The following is a 23,064-nucleotide window of genomic DNA, read 5'->3' on the forward strand; positions in this document are numbered from 1 at the left end:
AGAAGACAACCGAGGCGTCACTCCACCTCGTCGGACCCTTCATTGACGCCCTCGAACAGGAACGTCGACAGATAACGCTCGCCCGTATCCGGCAGCATCGCCAGCAGCACGGAACCCTGCGGCGCGTCCTTCGCCACCTGCAGCGCGGCCGCCAGCGTGGCGCCCGCCGAAATGCCGACGAAGATGCCTTCCTTCTGCGCCAGCTCCCGCGAGGTATCGCGCGCCACCACGTCGTCGATGGGCAGGATTTCATCCGCCACGCCGCGATTGAGCACGGCGGGCACGAAGTCCGGCGTCCAGCCCTGGATCTTGTGCGGCTGCCATTCCTTGCCGGACAGCAGCGCCGCGCCAGCCGGTTCGCTGGCGATGATCTTCACTTCCGGGCGCGCCACTTTCAGCACCTCGCCCACGCCGGTGAGCGTGCCGCCCGTGCCCCAGCCGGTGACGAAGTAATCGAGGCGCTTGCCGGCGAAATCGCGCAGGATTTCCGGCGCCGTCGTATTGCGGTGATAGGCGGGGTTGGCGGGGTTCTCGAACTGGCTGGCGAGGAACCCGCCGTGCTTCTCGGCCAGTTCCTTCGCCTTGCGCACCATGCCGCTGCCGCGTTCGGCCGCGGGCGTCAGCACCACCTTGGCACCGTAGGCGCGCATCAGCTTGCGGCGCTCGATAGAAAAGGTTTCCGTCATCACCGCCACGAAGGGATAGCCGCGCGCCGCACACACCGCCGCCAGCGCCACGCCGGTGTTGCCCGAGGTGGCCTCCACCACGGTCTGGCCGGGCTTGAGCACGCCGCGCTGCTCGGCGTCGATGATGATGGCGTACGCCAGGCGGTCCTTGACCGAGCCGGCCGGATTGAACGCCTCCACCTTGGCATACAGCGTCACGTGCTTCGGCGCCAGGCGATGGATGCGCACGATGGGCGTGTTGCCGATGGTGTCGAGAATGCTGTCGTAGATCATGGAAAGGCTCCGGAACTCGGCGTGGATAGAGACTAAGGAAAGCGATGGTGCGCCCGCCGGGGGCAAGGTAGCGTCAAGCCGCGACCGCCTTCGACACCGGCGGGGCAACAGCAAGCATGCCAACGGGACGGCTGCCGAACCATGACAGCGTCGAGGCCAGGCTGGCCACCTCACCGATGATCAGTAGCGCCGGCGACCGCACATCGTGCAAGGTGGCCTGTTCGACCATATCGGCCAGCGTGCCGGTCACCACCCGCTGCTCCGGGCGGGAGCCGTTCTCGACCAGCGCGAACGGCGTGCCGGCGGCGCGGCCATGTGCTAGCAGTTGCTGCTGGATCACCGGCAGCTCGCCTGTTCCCATGTAGACCGCCAGCGTCTGCCGCTCCTGCGCCAGCGCCTGCCAATCCAGCGTGTCGATGGAGTTGCGGCAATGCGCGGTCACCAGCCGCACCGATTGCGCATGCTCGCGATGCGTCAGCGGTACGCCGGCATAGGCCGCGCAGGCCAGCGCGGCGGTGATGCCGGGCACGACCTCAAAGGGAATGCCATGGCTGCGCAGGAATTCCAGCTCCTCGCCACCACGGCCGAACACGAAGGGATCACCACCCTTCAGGCGCACTACCCGCCGCCCGGCGGCGGCATGTTGCAGCATCAGCGCGTGGATCTGGGCCTGCGTGGTGTGATGGTTGCCCGCCTGCTTGGCCACCTCGATGCGCTCGGCATCGCGGCGCGCCAGCGCCAGCACCTCCACGCTCACCAGGCGGTCGTGCAGGATCACATCCGCCTCGTTCAACGCACGCAGGCCGCGCAAGGTAAGCAAGCCAGGATCACCCGGGCCGGCGCCCACGAGCACCACCGAGCCGGTGGCCTTTGCTTCCGTGGCATCGAGCAAGCGCTCGGTCGAGGCCTCCGCCAATGCCCACTGCCCGCGGCGCAACAGGCTCTGCACCGGACCGTTCAACAGGCGCTCGTAGAAGCGACGACGCAAGGCAAGATCGGGCACCTGCGCGCGAATGCGCTGGCGCATCCGCGCCAGCAAGGTGGCGAGGGAACCCACCACCGGATCGATCAGCACTTCCAGGCGTTCGCGCAGCAGCCGCGCGAGCATGGGCGCATGGCCGCCGCTGGAAATGGCGATGGTGACGGGGTCACGATCGATCACGGCGGGCACGTGAAAACTCGATTGCTCCGCGTCATCCACGACGTTGACGAAAAGGCGCCGCGCTTGCGCCAGTGCGGCGATGCGCTGATGCAAGGCGGCATCCGCCGTGGCGGCCATGACCAGCCAAGCGCCATCCAGCCACGCCTCGTCGAACGTGCCGCGCAACCATTGCACGCGCCCCTCACCCGCCCAGCCGAGCAGCGCGGGGGTGAGGTCGGGCGCCCCCACCGCGACCCGCGCGCCGGCTTCCAGCAACGAAGCGGCTTTGCGCTCCCCGACCACGCCGCCGCCCACCACCAGTACCTGGCGGCCGGAGAGATCGGCGAACAGCGGGTAGAGCTTCATCCAGCCTCGGGCTCCGTGAGATGGTGCGGTTGACCTTCCACGCTAGGCAGGCAAAGGCGCCTGCACAAATGATTTCTGGGCGGCCCGATATGCCGGGTCGTTATAAGCCACCCGCGCCGGCCGGCCCCGCCAACGGTTGACGCATCGCAACAACAGCTGTATAGACGTCTAATTGATTCACCGCCGTTACGGTATTCCATGGACTTCCATCGCCACCTGCCGCGCACCGCCCCCAACGCCTGCAAAAGCAAGGCGCCGGCGTGCAGGCCTGCGCGATGTATCCGCAGCGCGACTCCGAGCCACCCATCCCTCGATTGCCTGTGGAACCCGAACCATGACGCTGACGCAACTTCGCTATCTCGTCGCCATCGCTGATGCCGGCCTGAACATCACCCTGGCCGCCGAACGGGTGCATGCCACCCAGCCGGGCCTGAGCAAACTGCTGCGCCAGCTCGAGGACGAACTCGGCTTCCAGCTGTTCCACCGCAAGGGACGCAGCCTGCACGCGATCACGCATGCAGGCACGCACGTGCTGGAGCGCGCGCGCATCATCCTGGCCGAAGCGGCCAACATCCGCTCCATCGCCGCCAACCTGCGCAACGAATCGCGCGGCACGCTGCGCATCGCCACCACCCACACGCAGGCGCGCTTCGCGCTGCCGTCCGCCGTGGCGGCGCTGAGCCGCAGCTATCCGCAGGTGAGCGTTCACCTGCAGCCGGTCAGCGATTCGGACGTGATGTCGCTGCTCGACGGCGGCCAGGTGGACCTGGCCATCGTCAGCACTGCGGCCGGGGCGCCGCCGCCGAACGGCATCGCCCTGCCCGCCTATCGCTGGAACCGCACCGTGGTGGTGCCGAAGAATCACCCGCTCGCGCGCCAGAAACAGCCGCCCACGCTGGAACAGCTCGCCGCGCATCCGCTGATCAGCTACGACTCCTCGCTGAAGCCGGAGTCGTCGTTGATCCGCGCGTTCCAGAGCGCCGGCCTCGACCCGCAGATCGTGATGACCGCCAGCGACGCCGACCTGATCAAGACCTACGTGCGCGAAGGCCTGGGCATTGGCGTGCTGGCCGAGATGGCCTACCAGCCCCAGCACGACACCGACCTGCGAGAACTGGGCGCCGACAACCTGTTCGCCGCCTGCACCACCTGGATCGTGCTGCGCCGGGAAAGCGTGCTGCGCGAATACGCGCTGGACTTCATCGGTGTGTTTGCGCCGCATCTGGAGCGACGTGCGGTGAGTCGCGCGTTGACGTCCGGTGGTACGGGAACGTCGCAGTGGCCGGGCGTGCCGCACTGGCGCGAGCGGCAGGTGCCGCTGAAGGTGGCGGAGCCGGTGGTGGAGGCGCAGTAGCGTTCGTTAGCTTTTGGATTGTCTCCCTTAGCCCTTCGTGTCACTCGGGAGCACCCATGGATGGCTGTAGCTTTGAGGAGCAAGGAGAGGGTCGGCGCATTGGGATGACGAGGGGTGGATGCTCGCCTCACCGCTTCATTCTTTAGCCGTCATTCCTGCGAAGGCAGGAATCCAGTGACTTTGCGCTCGGTTGTCGCGACGTAATTGGCCACTGCGTGGTACACATGAGCAGCGCGGGTGCGGAAGCGTTCGAAAGTGCCAATCGCTTCTTGGCGACAACCGAATGCAAAGTCACTGGATCCCGGCCTACGCCGGGATGACGGTTCTATTGATGCGGTGGGGCAAGAATGGTCCCTGCCCCAACCCGCGCCAAGACAAAGAAAAGCGGCCCTCCGGCCGCTTTCAAAAACATCAGGCAACCAAGCACCACTCCGGTCAGCGTTCCATGCTGTCCGCAGCCGCGCCTCCCCACTCACCCCTGAAGCAACCCCCGTTGCTCCAGCAGCGAAACGATATCCGCCGCCAGCACCAGCGGATCCGCGGCATTCCCATCGATCCGCAACTCGGGCCGTACCGGCTCCTCATACGGATCACTGATCCCGGTGAAGTGCGCGATCGCGCCGGCACGCGCCTGCGCATAAAGCCCCTTGCGGTCCCTGGCCTCGCATACCTCCAGCGAAGTCGCCACATGGATCTCGATGAAATCGCCGTGCGCCTCGACCAGGGCCCGCGCCTCGGCGCGCGCATCCGCATAGGGTGCGATCGGTGCGCATACGGCAATGCCGCCGTGTCGCACGATCTCGCTGGCGACGTAGCCGATGCGCGTCACGTTGGCGCTGCGGTCCTCGCGGGAAAAGCCGAGCCCGCGCGACAGGTGCTTGCGCACTTCGTCACCGTCCAGCACGGTCACGGCGCGGCTGGTGCGCTCCAGCAACTGGGCCACCACTGCCTGCGCAATGGTCGATTTGCCGGCGCCGGACAAGCCGGTGAAGAACAGCGCGAAGCCGCGGTTCGCCTGGGCCGGGTGGCGTTCGCGCAGGATCTTCACCACCTCGGGGAACGAGAACCACGCCGGGATCTCGCTGCCTTCGTGCAGATGCCGACGCAGCTGCGTGCCCGAGATGTCGCGTACTTCGTCATCCGGCAGCACTTCGTTGGACGGCAGGTAGGTATCGCGGTTGGCGACGTAGACCATGGCCGGGAACGGCACGATGCGGATGCCCAGTTCATCCTGATGCTGTTCCAGCAGATGCTGCGCATCAAAAGGACCGTAGAACGGCTTGCCGTTGGAGTCGTTGCCCGGGCCGGCGTGGTCACGGCCCACGATGAAATGGCTGGCGCCGTAGTTCTTGCGGATGATCGCGTGCCACAGCGCCTCGCGCGGACCGCCCATGCGCATGGCGAGCGGCAGCAGCGAAAGGTGGGCGCTGTTCGCCGGATACTGCGGCAGCAAGGCCTGGTAGCAGCGCACGCGCGTGTAGTGGTCGATGTCGCCGGGCTTGGTGCGTCCCACCGACGGCTGCACCAGCAGCTTCGCACCGACCTGTTGCGCCGCACGCAGGGTCAGCTCGCGGTGTGCGCGATGCATCGGGTTGCGTGTCTGGAACGCGACGATGCGATGCCAGCCGTGCGCCTGGAACCACTCGCGCAGGCTGCGCGGCGTGTCGCGCAACGCGGCGAAGTCGTAGTGCGAGGGTGCCTGGATGCCGCGCACGCGGCCGCCGAGATTGACGGGGCGATAGCGCTCCAACAGTTCCGCCACGCCCGGATGCGCGCAGTCGGTAGTGCCGAATACCTTCAGCGCTTCATGCGTGCGATCCGGACGGTAGATGTCCTGCACTTCCAGCACGGCCAGCGGTACGCCCTGGCTGTCGCGCAAGGCCACTTCGCTGCCTGGTGCAAGCCGTTCGGCGAACGCCTCGCTCACGTCCAGCGTGATGGGGATGGGCCACAGCGTGCCGTCGGCCAGGCGATAGTCCTCCACCACGCGCTCGTAGTCGCGCTGGGTGAGGAAGCCCTCCAGCGGCGAGAACGCGCCGTTGAGCAGCAACTCCAGGTCGCACAGTTGCCGCGTATCCAGGTCCACGCCCGGCAGGCCGGCGCTGCGCTGCTTGAGCGCGGCCGCTTCTTCGGCCGGCAGGTACAACTCTTTCAGCACACCGCCATGCGGCGGGATCAGCGCAGGTGTTTCTTCGTGGAAGGCGGCAACGTCGGATTGGGCAAGCGCGCTCTGGCTCATGGTGTGGGTCTTTGTTCGGTCGGGGCGGCAACCGGCGTCATGCGCCGGATCGGTTCTTGTGGTGTTCGGTCAAACCAGGCCGTGAAGTCCGCATTCGCGCTTCAGGCCGAAGAAACGGGTGGCGTCGACATCCGTGCCGGGCTCCCAGCGGTGCGTGGTGTGCACATCGCCGATGGAGATGTAGCCCTGGTCCCACAGCGGGTGGTACGGCAGCCCGTACTTGCGCAGATACATGCCCACGTCGCGGTCGTTCCAGTCGGCGATGGGGTGGAATTTCCAGCGCCCATCGCGGCGCTCCGCGAACGGAATGGTGGCGCGCGTGCGCGCCTGGCTGCGACGCAGACCGGCAAACCATGAGCCGGCGCCAAGTTCCCGCAACGCGCGCTGCATGGGCTCCACCTTGCGCAGCTGGTTGTAGCGGTCGATGCCCGCCACGCCACGCTCCCACAGGCGCCCTTCCCTTGCTTCCAGCCAGGCGGGACTTTCGGCGGCGCTGAACACTTTCAGGTTCAGCGACAGGCGCTGCCGCAACTCGTCGATGAAGCGATAGGTCTCGGGAAACAGGTAGCCGGTATCGATCAGCACCACGGGCAGATCGGGCCGCTGGCGCGTCAACAGGTGCAGCGATACCGCGGCCTGTGCGCCGAAGCTGGACGAAAGCACATGGGTCCCGGGCGCATGGGCCAGTGTCCAGAGCACCCGTTGCTCGGCCTCCAGCGTGCCCAGCCAGTCATTGAGTTCGTCCAGCGCCCGGGCGTCATGCTGCGCATCCTCGAGCAGCGCCTGGTTCATGCCACGACCTCCGCTGCAATCCTTCTTGTGTTCACACTGACGACGCCGACGCGCACCAGGAAATCGCCGAACCCTTCGCCTTCTTCCCGTTCTGCCGCATAGCGCGCGAACAAGGGCGAGAGCGCCTCGATGATCGCAGGCTCGTCCACGTTTTCCCGATATACCTGGTTGAGCCGTTGACCGCGGAAGTCCGCGCCCAGGCGCAGGTCGTAGCGGCCTGGGCCACGGCCCACCAGCGCGATTTCCGCCAGATAGGGACGCGAGCAGCCGTTGGGGCAGCCGGAGAGACGCAGCAGGATCGGCGCATCGCGCAAGCCATGCGCGTCCAGCAAGGTTTCCAGCCTGGGCAGCAAGGCAGGCAAGTAGCGCTCGCTTTCCGCCATGGCGAGCCCGCAGGTCGGCAGCGCCACGCAGGCGACGGCGTGACGGCGGATGCCGCTGTCGGTGCGATAGCCGTCGAGTCCATGCGCCGCCACGATGGCGTCGATGCGGGCGCGCTGCTCGGCGGCCACGTTCGCGATGATCACGTTCTGGTTGCAGGTCAGACGGAAATCGCCGTCGTGCACCTTCGCCAGCTCGCGCAGCCCGCTGAGCCAGCGCCGCTCGCCCACGTCGGCAAGGCGGCCGGATTCGATCTGCAGGGTGAGATGCCAGCGGCCGTCGCTGCCTTCGGTCCAGCCGTAGCGGTCGCCGTTGTGATCGAAATGGAATGCGCGTTCGGGCTCCAGTGCAAAACCGAGCCGCTGTTCCAGTTCGGCCTTGAAGGCATCCAGGCCGCGATGATCGAGCGTGTACTTCAGGCGTGCATGCTTGCGTTCGCTGCGGTTGCCCCAGTCGCGTTGCACGGCCACGATGGTTTCTGCCACGGCCAGCAGGCGTTCGGGCGCCACGAAGCCGATCACGCTGGCCAGCCGTGGATAGGTACTGGGGTCACCGTGCGTCGCGCCCATGCCGCCGCCGATGGCCACGTTGAAGCCTTGCAGTTCGCCCCGCTCGATGATGGCGATCAGGCCCAAGTCCTGCGCGAACACGTCGATGTCGTTGAGCGGTGGAATCGCCAGGCCGATCTTGAACTTGCGCGGCAGATAGGTGCGGCCGTACAGCGGCTCTTCGTCTTTTGGCTCGCCGACCAGCGGCTCGCCGTCCAGCCAGATCTCGTGATAGGCCCGCGTGCGCGGCGACAGCTCTTCCGACAAACGGGTAGCCCACGCGTAGGCCAACTCATGCGCGGAAGACTCCACCGGATTGGGCGTGCTCACCACGTTGCGTACCACGTCGCCGCAGGCGGCGATGGTGGTCGCCAGTGCGTCGTGGATGGCGGCGATGGTGGGCTTGAGGCGCTGCTTGATGATGCCGTGCCACTGGAACGTCTGCCGCGTGGTGATGCGCAGCGTGCCGTTGGCGTGCTCGCGGGCGAGACGATCGAACACCAGCCATTGCGTGGGCGTCACCACGCCGGAGGGCAGGCGCGCGCGCAACATGAAGGAGTACGCCGGCTCCAGTTTCTGCTTGCGACGCTCTTCGCGCAGGTCGCGGTCGTCCTGCTGGTAGCTGCCGTGGAACTTGAGCAGCTTGTTGTCGTCGTCGCTGATGGCGTTGGTCACCGGATCGCGCAGGCCTTCGGCGATGGTGCCACGCAGCTGACGGCTGGCGTCCTTGATGCGTTCGAAATCGGAAAGCGGTGGCGTCATGTCAGTACACATCGCGGGCGTAGCGGCCCTGCTGCAGAAGGTCGGACAGCCATTCCCTGGCCTGTTCTTGTGACTGGCCGCCGTGCGTCACCGCCACGTCGATCAGCGCGGCGTGCACGTCCTTGGCCATGTGGTTGGCGTCGCCGCATACATAGAGATGCGCGCCCTCCTGCAACCACGCGTACAGCTCGCGGCCTTGTTCGCGGATGCGCTGCTGCACGTAGACCTTGGCGTCGCCATCTCGCGAGAAAGCCAGGTCCAGCCGGTCGAGCGAGCCGTCGCGCAGCGCCGCCTGCCATTCGATCTGATAGAGGAAATCGCGGGTGAAATGGCGGTTGCCGAAGAACAGCCAGTTGCGTCCACTTGCGCCGGTTTCGCGGCGCTCCTGCACGAAGGCGCGAAACGGCGCCACGCCGGTGCCGGGGCCGATCATGATGACGTCGCGGGCGCTGTCTTTCGGCAGGCGGAAGCGCTCGTTCTCCTCGATGAATACCGGCACGCGCCGATCGTCACCCGCTGCCGCGATGAACGAGGACGCGGCGCCCCAGTGGCGCTCGCCGTAAGCTTGGTAATCCACCACCGCAACCGTGAGGTGCACTTCGTCGCCGACGGCTTTCTGGCTGGAGGCGATCGAATACAGGCGCGGCGTCTGCGGACGCAGCGCGGCCACCAGTTCGTCGGCCGACCATTCGGCGGGATGGCGACGCCACAGGTCGATCGGTTGATCGTCCGCCAGCAACGCGGCAAGGCTGGCCGAGCGGTCGGGCCGCAGCAGGCCGGCCAGTTTCTCGTCGCCACTGGCGTCAGCCACCGCGGCGATCAGCGGACGGCTCAGGCGTGTGAGTTCGCGTTCGTGCGACAGCCAGCGGCGGAGAGGCAGTTCCCTGCCGCCATGATGGACGGGTTGGTCGGCGTCGAGCTTGAGCAGGTCCAGCCACTGGTCGACCAGCGCGGGCGGGTTTTCCGGCCAGATGCCGATGGCGTCGCCGGGTTCGTAACTCAGGCCCGAACCTTCCAGCGACAGTTCGACATGGCGAACGTCGCGCCCCGCATCGCGGGCCACGATGGCCTGGTTGTCGAGCACGGCGGCGGCATATGGGTGCTCGCGAGTGTGGCGCACGCGCGACGGCACCGGCTGCAAGTTGGCGACGCGCGGTGCGGGCGGCGTCGCGCCCAGCACCTGCCGGGCCGTTTCCAGCGTGCGTTCGCTCCATGGCGTGGCGACGGCATCGATATCCACGTCCGCTTCGCCCAGCGGCGCGAAGCGCGATGCACCCAGTTCCGCGAAACGCGCATCGAGCTGCCGGCCAATGGCGCAGAACTGCGGATAGCTCGAATCGCCCAACCCCAGCACGGCGTACTGCAGGCCGGGCAGCTTCGGCGCGCGCTTGCCGAGGATGAACTCGACCAGCCCACGCGCTTCGTCCGGCGGCTCGGCGTCGCCCTGGGTGCTTATCACCACGACGAGATGCGTTTCCTTGGCAAGGTCGCGCTGGGGATAGCTGTCGGCCCGCACCAGCCGCACGGCGAGTCCCGCCGCTTCGGCGCGCGCGCTCAGCTGCGTCGCCAGGCGCTTGGCCTGCCCGGTCTGGCTGCCGTAGAGAATGGTGAGCCTGTCGCTACCCGGCTTGGCGACGGGCACGGGCCCCACGCCGCGCTGCACCTGTTCGGCGCGCGCCGCGCTCCATGCGGCGATCCAGTAGAGCTCGGCGGGGCCGAGCCCGGCCGCCAGTCGTTCCAGTGCGGACAGCTTGTCGCCATCGAGGGAGGCCAGCCCGGTTTGCGTTGCGACGACCGCGTTCACTGTCCACCTTTGGACGTCCAGACTTCTGAATGGCCAAAGTAGTCATCACTGTTTGTCATGTGAAAGGAAGTGTTGGCATAACGTTATGTCCGGGGGCTTATTTCCCATGGAGGCCGGTCGCCACGTACACTGGCCCGGACTTCGCCACGTTCAGGTTCATGCCCACGGATTTCCTTGTCTCGGCCGCCATCGGCGCGCTGGCCCAGCTCGTCGACGGTGCGCTGGGCATGGCCTATGGCGTGACCTCGGCGGCCCTGCTGCTCGCTTTGGGCCTACCGCCCGCCATGGCCAGCGCCAGCGTGCACTACGCCGAAACGCTGACCTGCGGCGCCTCCGGCGTGAGCCACGTGATGGCGGGCAATGTGCTCAAGCGCCTGTTCTGGGCGCTGGTGATCCCGGGCGCCATCGGCGCCACGATCGGCGCCTACGTGGTGAGCCATGTGCCGGCGGTCTGGATGAAGCTGGCGCTCACACCCTATTTGATCGGCATGGGCCTGTTCCTGCTGTTCCGCCCGCTGCGCCGCCAGCATCTGCATGACGACACCCCGTCCATCAGCCGGCCCCTTGGCCTGGTCGCCGGCTTCGCCGACGCCGTGGCCGGTGGCGGCTGGAGCGCGTTGACGGTGACGACGCTGGTCGGGCGCGGGGTGCGTCCCCGCATGGTCATCGGCACGGTGCACCTGGCCAAGTGCGTGGTGAGCGCGGTGGCCAGCATCAGTTTCTTCGTGCATGTGGGCATACCGCACGGCGCCTCCGTGGCCGGCTTGATCGTGGGCGGCGTGCTGGCCGCTCCGCTCAGTGCGGTGCTGGCGCGCCGGATGCCGCCGCGGGCGGCGACCGTTCTGGCCGCCCTGGCCGTGCTGGCCATCGGCGTCAACAACATCGCGCACAGCTTTCTCACGCACTGACAGCGGTCAACAGGGCCGTCATCGCCTTCGCTTAGAATGTCGCGATGACCAAAGCATCCGCCCTCCCCATCGAAGTCCGCGGCAGCGCCAGGCAGCCGCTGGGCATGAGCCCCGCCCAGTTCCTGCGCGATTACTGGCAGAAGCGTCCGCTGCTGATCCGCCAGGCCTTCCCGGATTTCGTCTCGCCCATCGAGCCGAACGACCTGGCCGGCCTGGCCATGGAAGAAACGGCGCTGTCGCGCCTGATCGTCCACGACGAGGCCCGCGACCGCTGGAAGGTGAAGAGCGGGCCGCTCACCGAGAAGGATTTCGCCAGCACGCCCGACAGGAACTGGACCCTGCTGGTGCAGGACGTGGACAAGTGGGACACGGACGTGGCCGCCCTGCTGGAGGACTTCCGCTTCCTGCCCAGCTGGCGCCTGGACGACATCATGATTTCGTACGCCGAACCGGGCGGCGGCGTGGGCCCGCACGTGGACCAGTACGACGTGTTCCTGCTGCAGGGCCTGGGCCAGCGCCACTGGGCCATCGACACCAACCCCGACGCGCCGAAGGATTTCCGCCCGGACGTCGAACTCAAGCAGCTGAAGGTGTTCGAGCCCGACCACGAGTGGATGCTCGAACCCGGCGACATGCTCTACCTGCCACCCGGCGTGCCGCATGACGGCATTGCCTTCGGCGGCCCCTGCCTGACCATTTCGGTGGGCATGCGCGCGCCTTCCCAGGCGGAGCTGACCGGCGACCTGGCCGACTACCTCGCCGAGCGCCTGCCCGATGAGCTGCGCTACACGGATCCGGACCTCACCCCGGCCAAGGCCGCCGGCGAAATCGACCGTGCCGCGCTGGCCCGCCTGCGCCAGGCGCTTCCCTTTGCGGCGGCGCTGGACGACGCCACGCTCACCGACTGGTTCGGCCGCTTCATCACCCGCTACCGCAACGCGCAGGCGCCCGTGCCGCCGGAGAAGGAACTCACCGAGGCGGCGCTGCGCAAGCAACTGGACGGCGGCGCCCACCTGCTGCGCCATCCCTGGGCACGCATGGCCTGGGGTCGCGGCAAGCGGGGCGCCACCCTGTTCGTCAACGGCCACGCCTATCCGGCCAGCGCGGAGCTGGCCGAGCGGCTGTCGGCCTCGAGCGAGCTGGTCCCGGGCACATCGGTCGAGGACGCCGAGCTGGCCGTGCTGCTCGCCCTGGTCAACGACGGCCACCTGGTTGCCCACAAGCCGCGCCGCCGATGAGCGAGGGCGCCGGCGCAGATATGACGGATGCCGGCCACGAGCCGGCGCGCCCGTCCCTGCCCGCCGGTGACCGCGTCGAACTGTCCGCCGCAAGGCTTCAACTGCTGACGGAAGCCCGCCGACGCATCGCCATCTACCAGCCCGCGCTGTCCGACGATGTCTATGGCAGCCCGGCCGAACTGGCCGAGCTCCGGCGCCTGGCCACCTCGGGCCGTGGCGCGGAGATCCGCCTGATCCTGCATGCGCCCGCCGACGCCTTGCGCGAGGGCCACCGCCTGGTGGCCCTGGCCCAGCGCCTGCCCAGCACGGTGCTGGTGCGCATGCCCCAGGAGGAACTGGACCTGGCCTATGCCTCGGCCTACCTGCTCACCGACCAGGGCGGCTACCTGTTCCAGCCCGATGCCCGCCGCGCGACCGGCCGCGCCTCGCCGGCCGACCGCGCCGCGCAGGCGCCCCTGCTGCAGCACTTCAACGAAGTGTGGGAACGCAGCGCCCGAGCCACCGCGTGGCAGCCGCTCGATCTCTAGCCGCAGCTGAACGGCCGTCGGCCTGCTACAGCGACGACGGGCCCGCGCGAACCCTGCTGTTTCAACGTGGAAATCCACGCCCTACGACGATGGTCGGTACCCGAAAACTCGAAATATCGTCCGCCGACCCCATCTGAAATGCGTCTTCTGGGTTGCCGCGTCGCAGCAGCCCAAGGCTATAATTAACGGGATTTTTCCCAGCCATCCGGCCAACCCCGGCCGGAGCGCTGCAAGCCTCCCTTCCTCACCGGTGGTGACGTGAGCACTAATCTGATCCGCGAGTTTTTCGAATCCTCCCAACTCGCCGGCGGCAACGCCGATTACGTTGAACAGCTCTATGAATCGTGGTTGGCGGATCCTTCGTCAGTCGACGCCACCTGGAGCAAATATTTCGAGACTTTCAAAGGCCGCGAGTCGGGGGACGTGCCCCACTCTGCGGCCATTGCGCGTATAGAGGCCGCGCAAAAGCAGCGCCGCAACGGTGCAGCCGCCGCCGCGGGCCCGGTCGACGACGCCCACGCCCGCAAGCAGGCCGGCGTGCTGCGCATCCTTACCGCCTACCGTTCGCGCGGCCACCTGGCCTCGAACCTCGACCCGCTCGGCCTGGCCGAGAAGCTGCCGGCTCCGGACCTGGAACCCTCGTTCCACGGCCTGTCCGACGCCGACCTGGATACCGAGTTCGACTGCGGCAACTTCGCCGGTGGCGGCCAGCGCATGAAGCTGCGCGACCTGCTGGCTCGACTGAAGAAGGTGTACACCAACACCCTCGGCGTCGAGTTCATGCACATCAGCAACCATGAGCAGCGCAACTGGATCTACACCCGCCTGGAACAGGCCAACGGCAGCGCCGGCCTCGACGCCGCGGGCAAGAAGCGCGTCCTCGCCGAGCTCACCGCCGCCGAGGGCCTGGAGCGCTACCTGCACACCAAGTACGTCGGCCAGAAGCGCTTCTCGCTGGAAGGCGGCGACAGCCTGATCCCGATGGTGGACGACGTGGTCCGCGCCGCGGGCGACAACGGCATCAAGGAAGTGGTGATCGGCATGGCCCACCGCGGCCGCCTCAACATGCTGGTCAACATCCTGGGCAAGCCGCCGCGCACCCTGTTCAACGAGTTCGAGGGCAAGTGGGACCACCCGGATGACCCGGCCCACTCGGGCGACGTGAAGTACCACATGGGCTTCTCCGCCGACGTCAAGACGCCGAACGGCGGCACCCACGTGGCGCTGGCGTTCAACCCCTCGCACCTGGAAATCGTCAACCCGGTGGTGGCCGGTTCGGTGCACTCGCGCCAGATCCGCCGCCGCGACACCGAGCGCAAGCAGTCGATGGCCGTGATCGTGCACGGCGACTCGGCGCTGGCCGGCCAGGGCGTGAACATGGAACTGTTCAACATGTCCCAGGCCCGCGGCTTCAAGATCGGCGGCAGCCTGCACATCGTGGTGAACAACCAGGTGGGCTTCACCACCTCCAACCCGCAGGACACCCGCTCCACGCTGTACTGCACCGACCTGGCCAAGATGGTCAACGCGCCGGTGTTCCACGTGAACGGCGATGACCCGGAAGCGGTGATCCAGGCCACCCGCCTCGCCTACGACTTCCGCAAGCAGTTCCGCAAGGACGTGGTGATCGACCTGGTGTGCTACCGCCGCCACGGCCACAACGAGGCTGATGAACCTTCGGCCACGCAGCCGGTGATGTACCAGATCATCCGCAAGCGCCCGACCACCCGCGACCTGTACGCGCAGGAGCTGGTCAAGCAGGGCGTGATCGCCGACGGCGACGCGCAGAAGATGTTCGACGAGTACCGCAGCCGCCTGGAAGCAGGCGAGCCGATGACCGAGCTGACCACAGCGCTCATCAAGGACATCGAGGTCGACTGGGACAAGTTCATCGGCGGCAAGCTGACCAACGACACCCACACGGGCTACTCCAAGCAGCGCCTGGTCGAACTGGCCAACCAGATCCTGGTGGTGCCCAAGGACATGACGCTGCAGTCGCGCGTGGCCAAGATCTACGAAGACCGCGCCAAGATGGCCGCAGGCGAACTGCCGGGCGACTGGGGCTTCGCCGAAAACCTGGCCTACGCCTCGCTCATCGACGAGAACTACAACCTGCGCCTGGTCGGCCAGGACGTGGGCCGCGGCACGTTCTTCCATCGCCATGCCGTGCTGCATGACCAGAAGACCGGCTACACCTACATGCCGCTGGCCGACGTGCGCGCCGGCGCCGATGTGGAAGTGATCGACTCGCTGCTCAGCGAAGAAGCGGTCATGGCGTTCGAATACGGCCACGCCACCACCGACCCCTACACCCTGCACATCTGGGAAGGCCAGTTCGGCGACTTCGCCAACGGCGCGCAGGTGGTGATCGACCAGTTCATCAGCTCGGGCGAGGCCAAGTGGAACCGCCTGTGCGGCCTGGCGCTGTTCCTGCCCCACGGTTACGAAGGCCAGGGCCCGGAGCACTCCTCCGCCCGCCTGGAGCGCTTCCTGCAGCTGTGCGCGCTGGACAACATGCAGGTCTGCGTGCCCACCACGCCGGCCCAGGCGTTCCACATGATCCGCCGCCAGATGGTGCGCCCAACGCGCAAGCCGCTGGTGGTGATGACGCCCAAGTCGCTGCTGCGTCACAAGCTGGCCGTCTCCACGTTGGACGAGCTGGCCACCGGCAGCTTCCAGCTGGTGATTCCGGAGCATCGCGACCTGGCCGCCAAGAAGGTCAAGCGCGTGGTGCTGTGCTCGGGCAAGGTCTACTACGACCTGCTGGAAGAAGCCGAGAAGCGCGGTATCAACGACATCGCCATCGTGCGCGTGGAGCAGCTCTATCCGTTCCCGCGTCCGCAGGTCACGGCCGAACTGGAAAAGTATCCTTCCGCCAAGGAAGTGATCTGGTGCCAGGAAGAGCCGATGAACCAGGGCGCGTGGTTCCAGATCCGCCACCACCTGCAGGCTTGCATCGGCAGCAAGCAGAGCCTGTCGTACGCCGGCCGCGCGCGTTCGCCGGCACCGGCGGCTGGTCACCTGAACACCCACGTCGCGGAACAGGCGGCGCTGGTCGAGCAGGCCCTGGTCGCACCGATCGGCACCGATCACTCGGCCGAGTAAATTTCATTGAATAGTGCGGCCATGGATGGCCGCTTTTTGACTTTAGCGCTCAGGGATGAACGCACCGAATTTTGAGAAGTGCGGCTAGGGATAGCCGCTTTTTGATCTTAGCGTTCAAGGATGAGCGCACTAACTCAAGGAAACTCCATGTCCATCGAAGTCAAAGTTCCCGTCCTGCCCGAATCCGTTTCCGACGCCACCATCGCCACCTGGCACAAGAAGGCCGGTGAAGCGGTCAAGCGCGACGAAAACCTGGTCGACCTCGAAACCGACAAGGTCGTGCTCGAAGTGCCCTCCCCGGTGGACGGCGTGCTGAAGGAAATCAAGTTCCAGTCCGGCGACACCGTGACCAGCCAGCAGGTCATCGCGGTGATCGAGGAAGGCGCCGTCGCCTCCGCCCCGGCGGCCGCTCCCGCCGCTGCCGCCCCGGCTCCGGCCGCAGCCGCCCCGGCCGCTCCGGCTGCCGCCAAGGCAGGCAATGCCGACCTGTCGCCGGCCGGCCTGCGCGTGGCTACCGAGCAGAACATCGACGCCTCCAAGGTGGCCGGCACCGGCCGCGATGGCCGCGTGACCAAGGAAGACCTGGTCAACTACGGCAAGGGTGGCGCCGCCCCGGCCGCCGCTGCGCCGGCCGTCAAGCCGACGCCGGGTTCGCGTCCGGAAGAGCGCGTGCCGATGACCCGCATGCGCGCCCGCATCGCCGAGCGCCTGATGCAGTCGAAGAACTCCATCGCCATGCTCACCTCGTTCAACGAAGTGAACCTGGCCGAAGTGGTGAAGATGCGCAAGGCGCTGGGCGAGTCGTTCGAGAAGGCCAACGGCGTGAAGCTGGGCTTCATGAGCTTCTTCGTGAAGGCCGCCGCCGAAGCGCTGAAGCGCCACCCGATCGTCAACGCCTCGGTGGACGGCAACGACATCATCTATCACGGCTACCAGGACATCTCCATCGCCGTGTCCACCGACAAGGGCCTGGTGACGCCGGTGCTGCGCGACGTGCAGGACCTGAGCTTCGCCGACGTCGAGCGCGGCATCGTCGACTACGCCAAGAAGGCGCGTGACGGCAAGCTGGGCCTGGACGACCTGCAGGGCGGCACCTTCACCATCACCAACGGCGGCACCTTCGGCTCGCTGCTGTCGACCCCGATCGTGAATCCGCCGCAGAGCGCCATTCTGGGCATGCACGCCATCAAGGAGCGCGCCATCGTGGAGAACGGCCAGGTGATCGCCGCGCCGATGATGTACCTGGCGCTGTCCTACGACCACCGCATCATCGACGGCAAGGACGCGGTGCTGTTCCTGGTCGACATCAAGAACCAGCTGGAGAATCCGCAGCGCATGTTGCTCGGTATTTGAGCGCCCCGCTCAAATACCAAATAGGTAACGAAGCTCTGGCGGCGAGCCGTGGCATTGAATCCACGCTCGCCGCACACATCTCCCGCTTTACCTGCGACGCACTCCCCTGGCGCGTCGCATAGCAAGGAACAACCATGAGCGAAAAATTCGACGTCATCGTCATCGGCGCCGGCCCCGCCGGCTATGTGGCCGCGATCCGCGCCGCGCAGCTGGGCCTGAAGACCGCCTGCGTCGACGCCTTCGTCGGCAAGGACGGCAAGCAGGCGCTTGGCGGCACCTGCCTCAACGTGGGTTGCATCCCGTCCAAGGCGCTGCTGGATTCGTCCAAGCAGTACTACAACATCGCGCACAACCTGCCGGTGCACGGCATCACGGTGGAAGGCGCCAAGGTCGACCTCGGCACCTTCATCGGCCGCAAGGACAAGATCGTCAAGCAGTTCACCGGCGGCATCGGCCAGCTGTTCAAGGCCAACAAGGTCACGCCGTTCTTCGGCAAGGGCAAGCTGCTCAAGAACAATGAAGTGGAGATCACCGGCAACGACGGCTCCAAGCAGACCATCAGCGCCACCAACGTGATCCTCGCCTCGGGCTCGGTGCCGATCGAGCTGCCGTTCGCCAAGTTCGACAACAAGTTCATCGTCGACAACGCCGGCGCGCTGGACTTCACCGAAGTGCCCAAGCGCCTGGGCGTGATCGGCGCCGGCGTGATCGGCCTGGAACTGGGCAGCGTGTGGAAGCGCCTGGGCTCGGACGTGACCGTGCTCGAAGCGCTGCCGGATTTCCTCAGCGTGGCCGACGCGGACATCGCCAAGATCGCCGCCAAGGAATTCGCCAAGCTGGGCCTGAACATCAAGCTCGGCGCCAAGCTGACCAAGGCCGAGGTGAAGGGCAACGAAGTCGCCCTGACCTACGAGGACAAGGACGGCGCCCATGACCTGGTGGTCGACAAGCTGCTCGTCGCCGTGGGCCGCCGCGCCTACACCGACGGCCTGCTGGCCGACGACACCGGCGTGAAGCTGGACGAGCGCGGCCGCATCGTGGTGGACGAACACAACCACACCGGCGTGAACGGCGTGTGGGCCATCGGCGACGCCGTGCGCGGCCCGATGCTGGCGCACAAGGGTTCCGAGGAAGGCGTGGCCGTGGCCGAGTGGATCGCCGGCAAGGCGGGCCACATCAACCTCGACACCGTGCCGTGGGTGATCTACACCGAGCCGGAAATCGCCTGGGCGGGCAAGACCGAGAAGCAGCTCAAGGAAGAAGGCATCCCCTACAAGGTGGGCACCTTCCCGTTCGCCGCCATCGGCCGCGCCGTGGCCATGAACGAAGCCATCGGCCAGGTGAAGATGCTCGCCCATGCGGAAACCGACCGCATCCTGGGCGTGCACATGGTCGGCCCGGGCGTGTCCGAGCTGATCGCCGAGTGCGTGGTCGCGATGGAGTTCAAGGGCTCCTCCGAAGACCTGGCCCGCATCGTCCACGCGCACCCGACGCTGTCGGAAGCCGTGCACGAGGCCGCCCTGTCGGTGGACAAGCGCGCCATCCACAAGGGCAATTAAGAGCCAGGAGTGAGTGGAGAGGAGCGAGAAGCGAGAGCGGCCGCGTGGCGTTCCCGTTTCAGTGAAGCTCCTCCCCGCTCGCCGGCTTCGGACAGGCCCGCTCATGGCAACATGAGCGGGCCTGTTTGTTGTAGAAACGCCTAACGGTTCCCCGACAATACGGGGCCTCCCGCTCTACTCTCACTTCTCACTCCTCTTCCCTATTTCCTCGCTCTCCCATGCCTACCGCCCTTTGCGTCTACTGCGGCTCCAGCAGCGGCAGTCATCCCGAATATGTTGAACAGGCCCGCGCCTTCGGCACGGAAATGGCACGCCGTGGCATCGCGCTGGTGTATGGCGGCGGCAAGGTCGGCCTGATGGGCACGGTGGCCGACGCCGTGCTCGCGGCCGGCGGCAAGGTCATCGGCGTGATTCCGCGCCAGCTGGTGGATCTTGAAGTGGCCCATGCCGGCCTGACCGAGCTGGTGGTGGTGGAAACCATGCATCAGCGCAAGACGCGCATGTTCGAACTGTCGGATGCCTTCGTGGCCTTGCCGGGCGGCTTCGGCACGATGGACGAAATGTTCGAGATGCTCACCTGGGCGCAGCTGGGCCTGCACCGCTATCCCTGCGGCTTCCTCGATGTGCGCGGCTATTACGCGCAGTTGCGCGCGATGATGGATCACATGGTGGCCGAACGCTTCGTGCGCCCCGAGCAACGCGACAGTGTATGGTTCGGTCAGGACATGCAGCAGCTGTTCGACTGGATGGAGCAGTACCAGGGCGTTCACGTGCCCAAATGGATCGACCGCAGCAGCGTCGAAGCCTGAGTCACCGTTTCGCGCACCACGAGAAAGGATGGGCCATGAGCAGTTCCTCCAGCGCCTTTCGCGCTTTCCGCATCCACAACGATGCCGCCGGTTATCGCGGTAGCCTGGAAACCATCGGCGCGGACGCGTTGAGCCCCGGCGAAGTGCTGGTGCAGGTCGCCTATTCGTCCGTCAACTACAAGGACGCCCTGGCCGGCACCGGCAAGGGCAAGATCCTTCGCCAGTACCCGCTCAACGGCGGCATCGATGTGGCCGGCACCGTGGTGGCCTCCACCGATCCGGCCTTCAAGGAAGGCGATGCCGTGCTGTGCACGGGTAGCGGGCTGTCCGAGACGCGCGACGGCGGCTATGGCCAGTACGTCCGCCTGCCTTCGGCATGGACCATCCGCCTGCCCAAGGGGCTGAGCCTGCGCGAGAGCATGATCATCGGTACGGCCGGCTTTACGGCCGCGCTGGCGCTGCTGCGCATGGAAGACAATCGCCAGACGCCAGCCCTGGGCCCGATTGCCGTCACCGGCGCCACCGGTGGCGTGGGCATGCTGGCCATCGACATCTTCACGCGCGCCGGCTACGCCGTACACGCCATCAGCGGCAAGGCATCGCATTTCGACTTCCTGCGCGACCTCGGCGCGGCCGAATGCATCGATCGCCACCAGCTCGCCTTCAGCGGCAAGCCGATGGATTCCGCCCGCTTCGGCGGCGCGCTGGACAACGTCGGCGGCAGCATGCTCGCCGGCCTGCTGCCGCTGATCGCCCCCTATGGCAACGTCGCCATTTGCGGCAATGCGGGCGGCATCCAGCTGGAAACCACGGTGATGCCCTTCATCATCCGCGGCGCCAGCCTGCTGGGCATCGCCTCCGCCGGCACCGCCAGGGACATCCGCGACCGGGTGTGGGAGCGTCTCTCCGGCGACTGGAAGCCGCAACATCTTGAGCGCATCGCCACGCGCGAAGTCACCCTGGAGCAACTGCCCGATGTGTTTTCGCGGATGTTGGCGGGTGAATCGTTTGGCCGTACCTTGGTACGCGTGGACGGCGCAAGCTGAGCGTTCGCTCAACTTGGAAGCATCGCGGCAGCGTCATAGAATCCAACGAAACAACAAGGGGAACTCCACCTTATGGCACGCATCCTGATCGTCGACGATTCGCCGTCGCAGCTGTTGGGCATCAAGCGCATCGTCGAAAAGCTCGGGCATGAGGCGCTGACGGCCGAGGATGGCGCTGCCGGTGTCGAAGCGGCGAGGCGCGAACGCCCCGACCTGATCCTGATGGACGTGGTCATGCCGAACCTCAACGGCTTCCAGGCCACCCGCACCATCAGCAAGGATCCGGACACACAGCACATCCCGGTGGTGCTGGTGACCACCAAGGACCAGGAAACCGACAAGGTGTGGGGCCTGCGCCAGGGTGCGAGGGCCTACGTCACCAAGCCGATCCGCGAAGAGGAACTGGTCACCACGCTGAAGGAATTGCTGCCGGCCTGAGGGCACGGCCGCTTCCCGACAAAAAACGGCGCCCTTCGGCGCCGTTTTTCGTTGCACGGATGGATGCGCTCAACGACGGGGGTCGTAATCGGCGAACTGCTCGCGCAGGGCTTCGTATGCCTTCTTCTGGGCATCCGTATCCGCCAGCGGCGCGCGGATGGACAGCTCCACCAGCTGATCGCCCGGATGCGCCCCCGGCAACCCGCGCCCCTTCAAGCGCAGCTTGCGGCCGGACTGCGAGCCCGCCGGAATGCGCAGGTCCACCGTGCCTGCCAGCGTGGGCACCGGCACGGTGGCTCCCAGGGCGGCTTCCCACGGCGCGATGGGCAGCACGTGCAGCACATTGCGGCCGTCCAGGCGGAAACGCGCATCGTCGCGGATGCCCACCTCCAGCAGCAGGTCGCCGTTGGGCGCACCGCCCGAACCGGCGTGGCCCTGCCCGGCCAGACGGATCACCTGCCCCGGCTGGATGCCTGCCGGAATCTTTACCTCCAGCACGCGCTCGCCGCCGCTGCCGTCCTGCAGCGCCAGGCGGGTCTTGCCGCCATCGAACGCCGTCTGCAGGTCGATCTGCACGTGCGCATGCACGTCGCCGCCACGGCGTGCGCGGGGTGCGCCGCGATGGCCGTGGCCCGGCGCGGCGCCGCGTCCGAACAGGCTTTCGAAGAAGTCGCTGAAATCGCCGCCGCCATCGCCGCCGAAATCGAAGCCATGGCTCTGGCCCCAGCCCGGCGGTGGCCGGAACTGCTCGCCGCCGCGGTAGCCGCCGGCGCGGAGCTCATCGTAGGCCCGGCGCTTTTCGGCGTCGCGAAGCACTTCGTTGGCTTCGTTGATCGCCTTGAATTTCTCTTCCGCGCCCGCCTCTTTGTTGCGGTCCGGATGGTATTTCTTGGCCAGCTTGCGGTAGGCGGATTTGATCTCCGCTTCGCTGGCCTCCGGCTTGACGCCAAGAATGTCGTAATAGTCTTTGAATTCCACAACCGCTCCCCGGCAATCCCCGCCCCGCTCAGGCACGGCGGACATCATGATGCCCCGCCAGCCAGCCGGCAAAGTTCGCCCGACTCATGGGTAATGCGTGGCAGTGCCCTGCCACCCTCTCTATGGTCAGCCAGATGGGTGCGAAAACCGCGTGATTCAAGGCGACAACACGCCCCCGCCGGCGCTAGCATGCTTCATTCCCCAGCACACAGGCACGACTTCCATGAGCATTAAGGTCGGCGACACCCTGCCCGATGTCGACATCCGCGCCGTCGGCAACGGCATCGAACAGGTCCGGACCGGGCCGCTGTTTGCCGGGCGGAAGGTCGTGCTGTTCGCGGTGCCCGGCGCCTTCACCCCCACCTGTTCCAACCGGCATCTGCCGGGCTATGTGCAGCAGTTCGCCCAGTTCCGCGAGCGTGGCGTGGACGTGATGTGCCTGGCGGTGAACGACGCCTACGTCATGCAGGCCTGGGCCGCCTCGCAGAACGTGCCGCCCGAACTGCTGATGCTGGCCGACGGCAACGGCAACTTCACCAGGGCCCTGGGGCTGGAACTGGACGGCAGCAGCTACGGCATGGGCCTGCGCGCCAGGCGCTTCGCCCTGTACGCCGACAATGGCGTGGTGAAGCAATTGCACGTCGAAGCGCCAGGCGAGTTCCGCGTGTCGACCGCCGAAGCCATGCTGGAACAGATCCCCAGCTGATGGCACTGACGGGATGATGCGTGGAGGCGCATCATCCCGCGTCATTCGTTC

At 66.8% G+C, this 23,064-nt stretch carries 18 protein-coding genes; 11 read left to right on the plus strand and 7 right to left on the minus strand.

Translation table 11 applies throughout. From position 1 onward, the window contains the following. Positions 1-17 precede the first annotated feature (17 nt). Positions 18-959, minus strand: coding sequence for a cysteine synthase A (gene cysK, locus BDW41_RS05190; protein WP_074551038.1), 942 nt, complete (start codon positions 957-959; stop codon positions 18-20). A gap of 73 nt (positions 960-1,032) precedes the next feature. Beyond that, complete coding sequence (cysG, locus tag BDW41_RS05195) at positions 1,033-2,466, minus strand: siroheme synthase CysG (RefSeq protein ID WP_074551036.1); 1,434 nt, start codon at positions 2,464-2,466, stop codon at positions 1,033-1,035. A 334-nt stretch (positions 2,467-2,800) separates the two neighbouring features. On the opposite strand from cysG, the gene BDW41_RS05200 reads away from it, so the two are divergent. Next, positions 2,801-3,820, plus strand: coding sequence for a LysR substrate-binding domain-containing protein (locus tag BDW41_RS05200; protein ID WP_074551034.1), 1,020 nt, complete (start codon positions 2,801-2,803; stop codon positions 3,818-3,820). Between the two features lie 472 nt (positions 3,821-4,292). Here the strand turns inward: BDW41_RS05200 and BDW41_RS05205 are convergent, their stop codons facing one another. The 4 genes from BDW41_RS05205 to BDW41_RS05220 all read right to left on the minus strand — a co-directional run bounded on the left by BDW41_RS05205 (position 4,293) and on the right by BDW41_RS05220 (position 10,346). Continuing rightward, positions 4,293-6,059 carry a bifunctional sulfate adenylyltransferase/adenylylsulfate kinase gene (locus BDW41_RS05205; protein ID WP_074551032.1) on the minus strand — a complete coding sequence of 589 codons (1,767 nt, stop codon included), beginning with the start codon at positions 6,057-6,059 and terminating at the stop codon, positions 4,293-4,295. A gap of 69 nt (positions 6,060-6,128) precedes the next feature. Continuing rightward, a complete protein-coding gene (locus BDW41_RS05210; RefSeq protein WP_074551030.1) occupies positions 6,129-6,851 on the minus strand; it encodes a phosphoadenylyl-sulfate reductase in 723 nt (240 codons plus the stop codon). Beyond that, positions 6,848-8,542, minus strand: a complete 1,695-nt coding sequence (gene cysI / locus BDW41_RS05215) for an assimilatory sulfite reductase (NADPH) hemoprotein subunit (RefSeq protein WP_074551028.1) — start codon at positions 8,540-8,542, stop codon at positions 6,848-6,850. Before cysI ends, BDW41_RS05210 begins: the two co-directional genes overlap by 4 nt. 1 nt (position 8,543) lies before the next feature. Next, the gene (locus BDW41_RS05220; RefSeq protein ID WP_074551026.1) at positions 8,544-10,346 is read right to left on the minus strand and encodes an assimilatory sulfite reductase (NADPH) flavoprotein subunit; all 1,803 of its coding nucleotides are present in this window, start codon (positions 10,344-10,346) and stop codon (positions 8,544-8,546) included. A gap of 158 nt (positions 10,347-10,504) precedes the next feature. Between BDW41_RS05220 and BDW41_RS05225 the strand changes: the two genes are divergently transcribed. From BDW41_RS05225 to pilH, 9 genes are all read left to right on the plus strand, one after another. Further along, positions 10,505-11,254 (plus strand): sulfite exporter TauE/SafE family protein, encoded by a 750-nt coding sequence (locus BDW41_RS05225; protein WP_074551024.1) that lies wholly within the window; start codon positions 10,505-10,507, stop codon positions 11,252-11,254. A 44-nt stretch (positions 11,255-11,298) separates the two neighbouring features. Further along, the gene (locus BDW41_RS05230; protein ID WP_074551022.1) at positions 11,299-12,492 is read left to right on the plus strand and encodes a cupin domain-containing protein; all 1,194 of its coding nucleotides are present in this window, start codon (positions 11,299-11,301) and stop codon (positions 12,490-12,492) included. Beyond that, positions 12,489-13,019: a hypothetical protein gene (locus tag BDW41_RS05235; protein WP_233496775.1), complete on the plus strand. Its 531-nt coding sequence runs from the start codon at positions 12,489-12,491 to the stop codon at positions 13,017-13,019. Before BDW41_RS05230 ends, BDW41_RS05235 begins: the two co-directional genes overlap by 4 nt. Positions 13,020-13,277: 258 nt before the next feature. Then, positions 13,278-16,124: a 2-oxoglutarate dehydrogenase E1 component gene (locus tag BDW41_RS05240; RefSeq protein WP_074551020.1), complete on the plus strand. Its 2,847-nt coding sequence runs from the start codon at positions 13,278-13,280 to the stop codon at positions 16,122-16,124. Positions 16,125-16,271: 147 nt separating this feature from the next. After that, entirely contained in the window at positions 16,272-17,477 is a 1,206-nt protein-coding gene (gene odhB / locus BDW41_RS05245) for a 2-oxoglutarate dehydrogenase complex dihydrolipoyllysine-residue succinyltransferase (RefSeq protein WP_074551018.1), read from the plus strand. Between the two features lie 134 nt (positions 17,478-17,611). Continuing rightward, complete coding sequence (gene lpdA, locus BDW41_RS05250; protein ID WP_074551016.1) at positions 17,612-19,036, plus strand: dihydrolipoyl dehydrogenase; 1,425 nt, start codon at positions 17,612-17,614, stop codon at positions 19,034-19,036. A 218-nt stretch (positions 19,037-19,254) separates the two neighbouring features. Beyond that, the gene (locus tag BDW41_RS05255) at positions 19,255-19,845 is read left to right on the plus strand and encodes a TIGR00730 family Rossman fold protein (protein WP_074551014.1); all 591 of its coding nucleotides are present in this window, start codon (positions 19,255-19,257) and stop codon (positions 19,843-19,845) included. Positions 19,846-19,880: 35 nt separating this feature from the next. Further along, positions 19,881-20,891: an oxidoreductase gene (locus BDW41_RS05260; RefSeq protein ID WP_074551012.1), complete on the plus strand. Its 1,011-nt coding sequence runs from the start codon at positions 19,881-19,883 to the stop codon at positions 20,889-20,891. Between the two features lie 72 nt (positions 20,892-20,963). Beyond that, positions 20,964-21,329, plus strand: coding sequence for a twitching motility response regulator PilH (gene pilH / locus BDW41_RS05265; RefSeq protein WP_074551010.1), 366 nt, complete (start codon positions 20,964-20,966; stop codon positions 21,327-21,329). 69 nt (positions 21,330-21,398) lie between these two features. Here the strand turns inward: pilH and BDW41_RS05270 are convergent, their stop codons facing one another. Next, positions 21,399-22,307 (minus strand): DnaJ C-terminal domain-containing protein, encoded by a 909-nt coding sequence (locus BDW41_RS05270; RefSeq protein ID WP_074551008.1) that lies wholly within the window; start codon positions 22,305-22,307, stop codon positions 21,399-21,401. Positions 22,308-22,530: 223 nt separating this feature from the next. Here BDW41_RS05270 and BDW41_RS05275 point away from each other — a divergent pair, with 223 nt between their 5' ends. Then, positions 22,531-23,013 (plus strand): peroxiredoxin, encoded by a 483-nt coding sequence (locus tag BDW41_RS05275; RefSeq protein ID WP_074551007.1) that lies wholly within the window; start codon positions 22,531-22,533, stop codon positions 23,011-23,013. Positions 23,014-23,064: the final 51 nt, after the last annotated feature.

Origin of the sequence: Dyella sp. AtDHG13, from assembly GCF_003201105.1 — a bacterium.
In the GTDB taxonomy this organism is placed as follows: domain Bacteria; phylum Pseudomonadota; class Gammaproteobacteria; order Xanthomonadales; family Rhodanobacteraceae; genus Dyella; species Dyella jiangningensis_B.

Coding starts and splice junctions, on each gene's coding strand:
- cysK (WP_074551038.1), bottom strand. CDS start 959: ATGATCTACGACAGCATTCTCGACACCATCGGCAACACGCCCATCGTG.
- cysG (WP_074551036.1), bottom strand. CDS start 2,466: ATGAAGCTCTACCCGCTGTTCGCCGATCTCTCCGGCCGCCAGGTACTG.
- BDW41_RS05200 (WP_074551034.1), top strand. CDS start 2,801: ATGACGCTGACGCAACTTCGCTATCTCGTCGCCATCGCTGATGCCGGC.
- BDW41_RS05205 (WP_074551032.1), bottom strand. CDS start 6,059: ATGAGCCAGAGCGCGCTTGCCCAATCCGACGTTGCCGCCTTCCACGAA.
- BDW41_RS05210 (WP_074551030.1), bottom strand. CDS start 6,851: ATGAACCAGGCGCTGCTCGAGGATGCGCAGCATGACGCCCGGGCGCTG.
- cysI (WP_074551028.1), bottom strand. CDS start 8,542: ATGACGCCACCGCTTTCCGATTTCGAACGCATCAAGGACGCCAGCCGT.
- BDW41_RS05225 (WP_074551024.1), top strand. CDS start 10,505: ATGCCCACGGATTTCCTTGTCTCGGCCGCCATCGGCGCGCTGGCCCAG.
- BDW41_RS05230 (WP_074551022.1), top strand. CDS start 11,299: ATGACCAAAGCATCCGCCCTCCCCATCGAAGTCCGCGGCAGCGCCAGG.
- BDW41_RS05235 (WP_233496775.1), top strand. CDS start 12,489: ATGAGCGAGGGCGCCGGCGCAGATATGACGGATGCCGGCCACGAGCCG.
- odhB (WP_074551018.1), top strand. CDS start 16,272: ATGTCCATCGAAGTCAAAGTTCCCGTCCTGCCCGAATCCGTTTCCGAC.
- lpdA (WP_074551016.1), top strand. CDS start 17,612: ATGAGCGAAAAATTCGACGTCATCGTCATCGGCGCCGGCCCCGCCGGC.
- BDW41_RS05255 (WP_074551014.1), top strand. CDS start 19,255: ATGCCTACCGCCCTTTGCGTCTACTGCGGCTCCAGCAGCGGCAGTCAT.
- BDW41_RS05260 (WP_074551012.1), top strand. CDS start 19,881: ATGAGCAGTTCCTCCAGCGCCTTTCGCGCTTTCCGCATCCACAACGAT.
- pilH (WP_074551010.1), top strand. CDS start 20,964: ATGGCACGCATCCTGATCGTCGACGATTCGCCGTCGCAGCTGTTGGGC.
- BDW41_RS05275 (WP_074551007.1), top strand. CDS start 22,531: ATGAGCATTAAGGTCGGCGACACCCTGCCCGATGTCGACATCCGCGCC.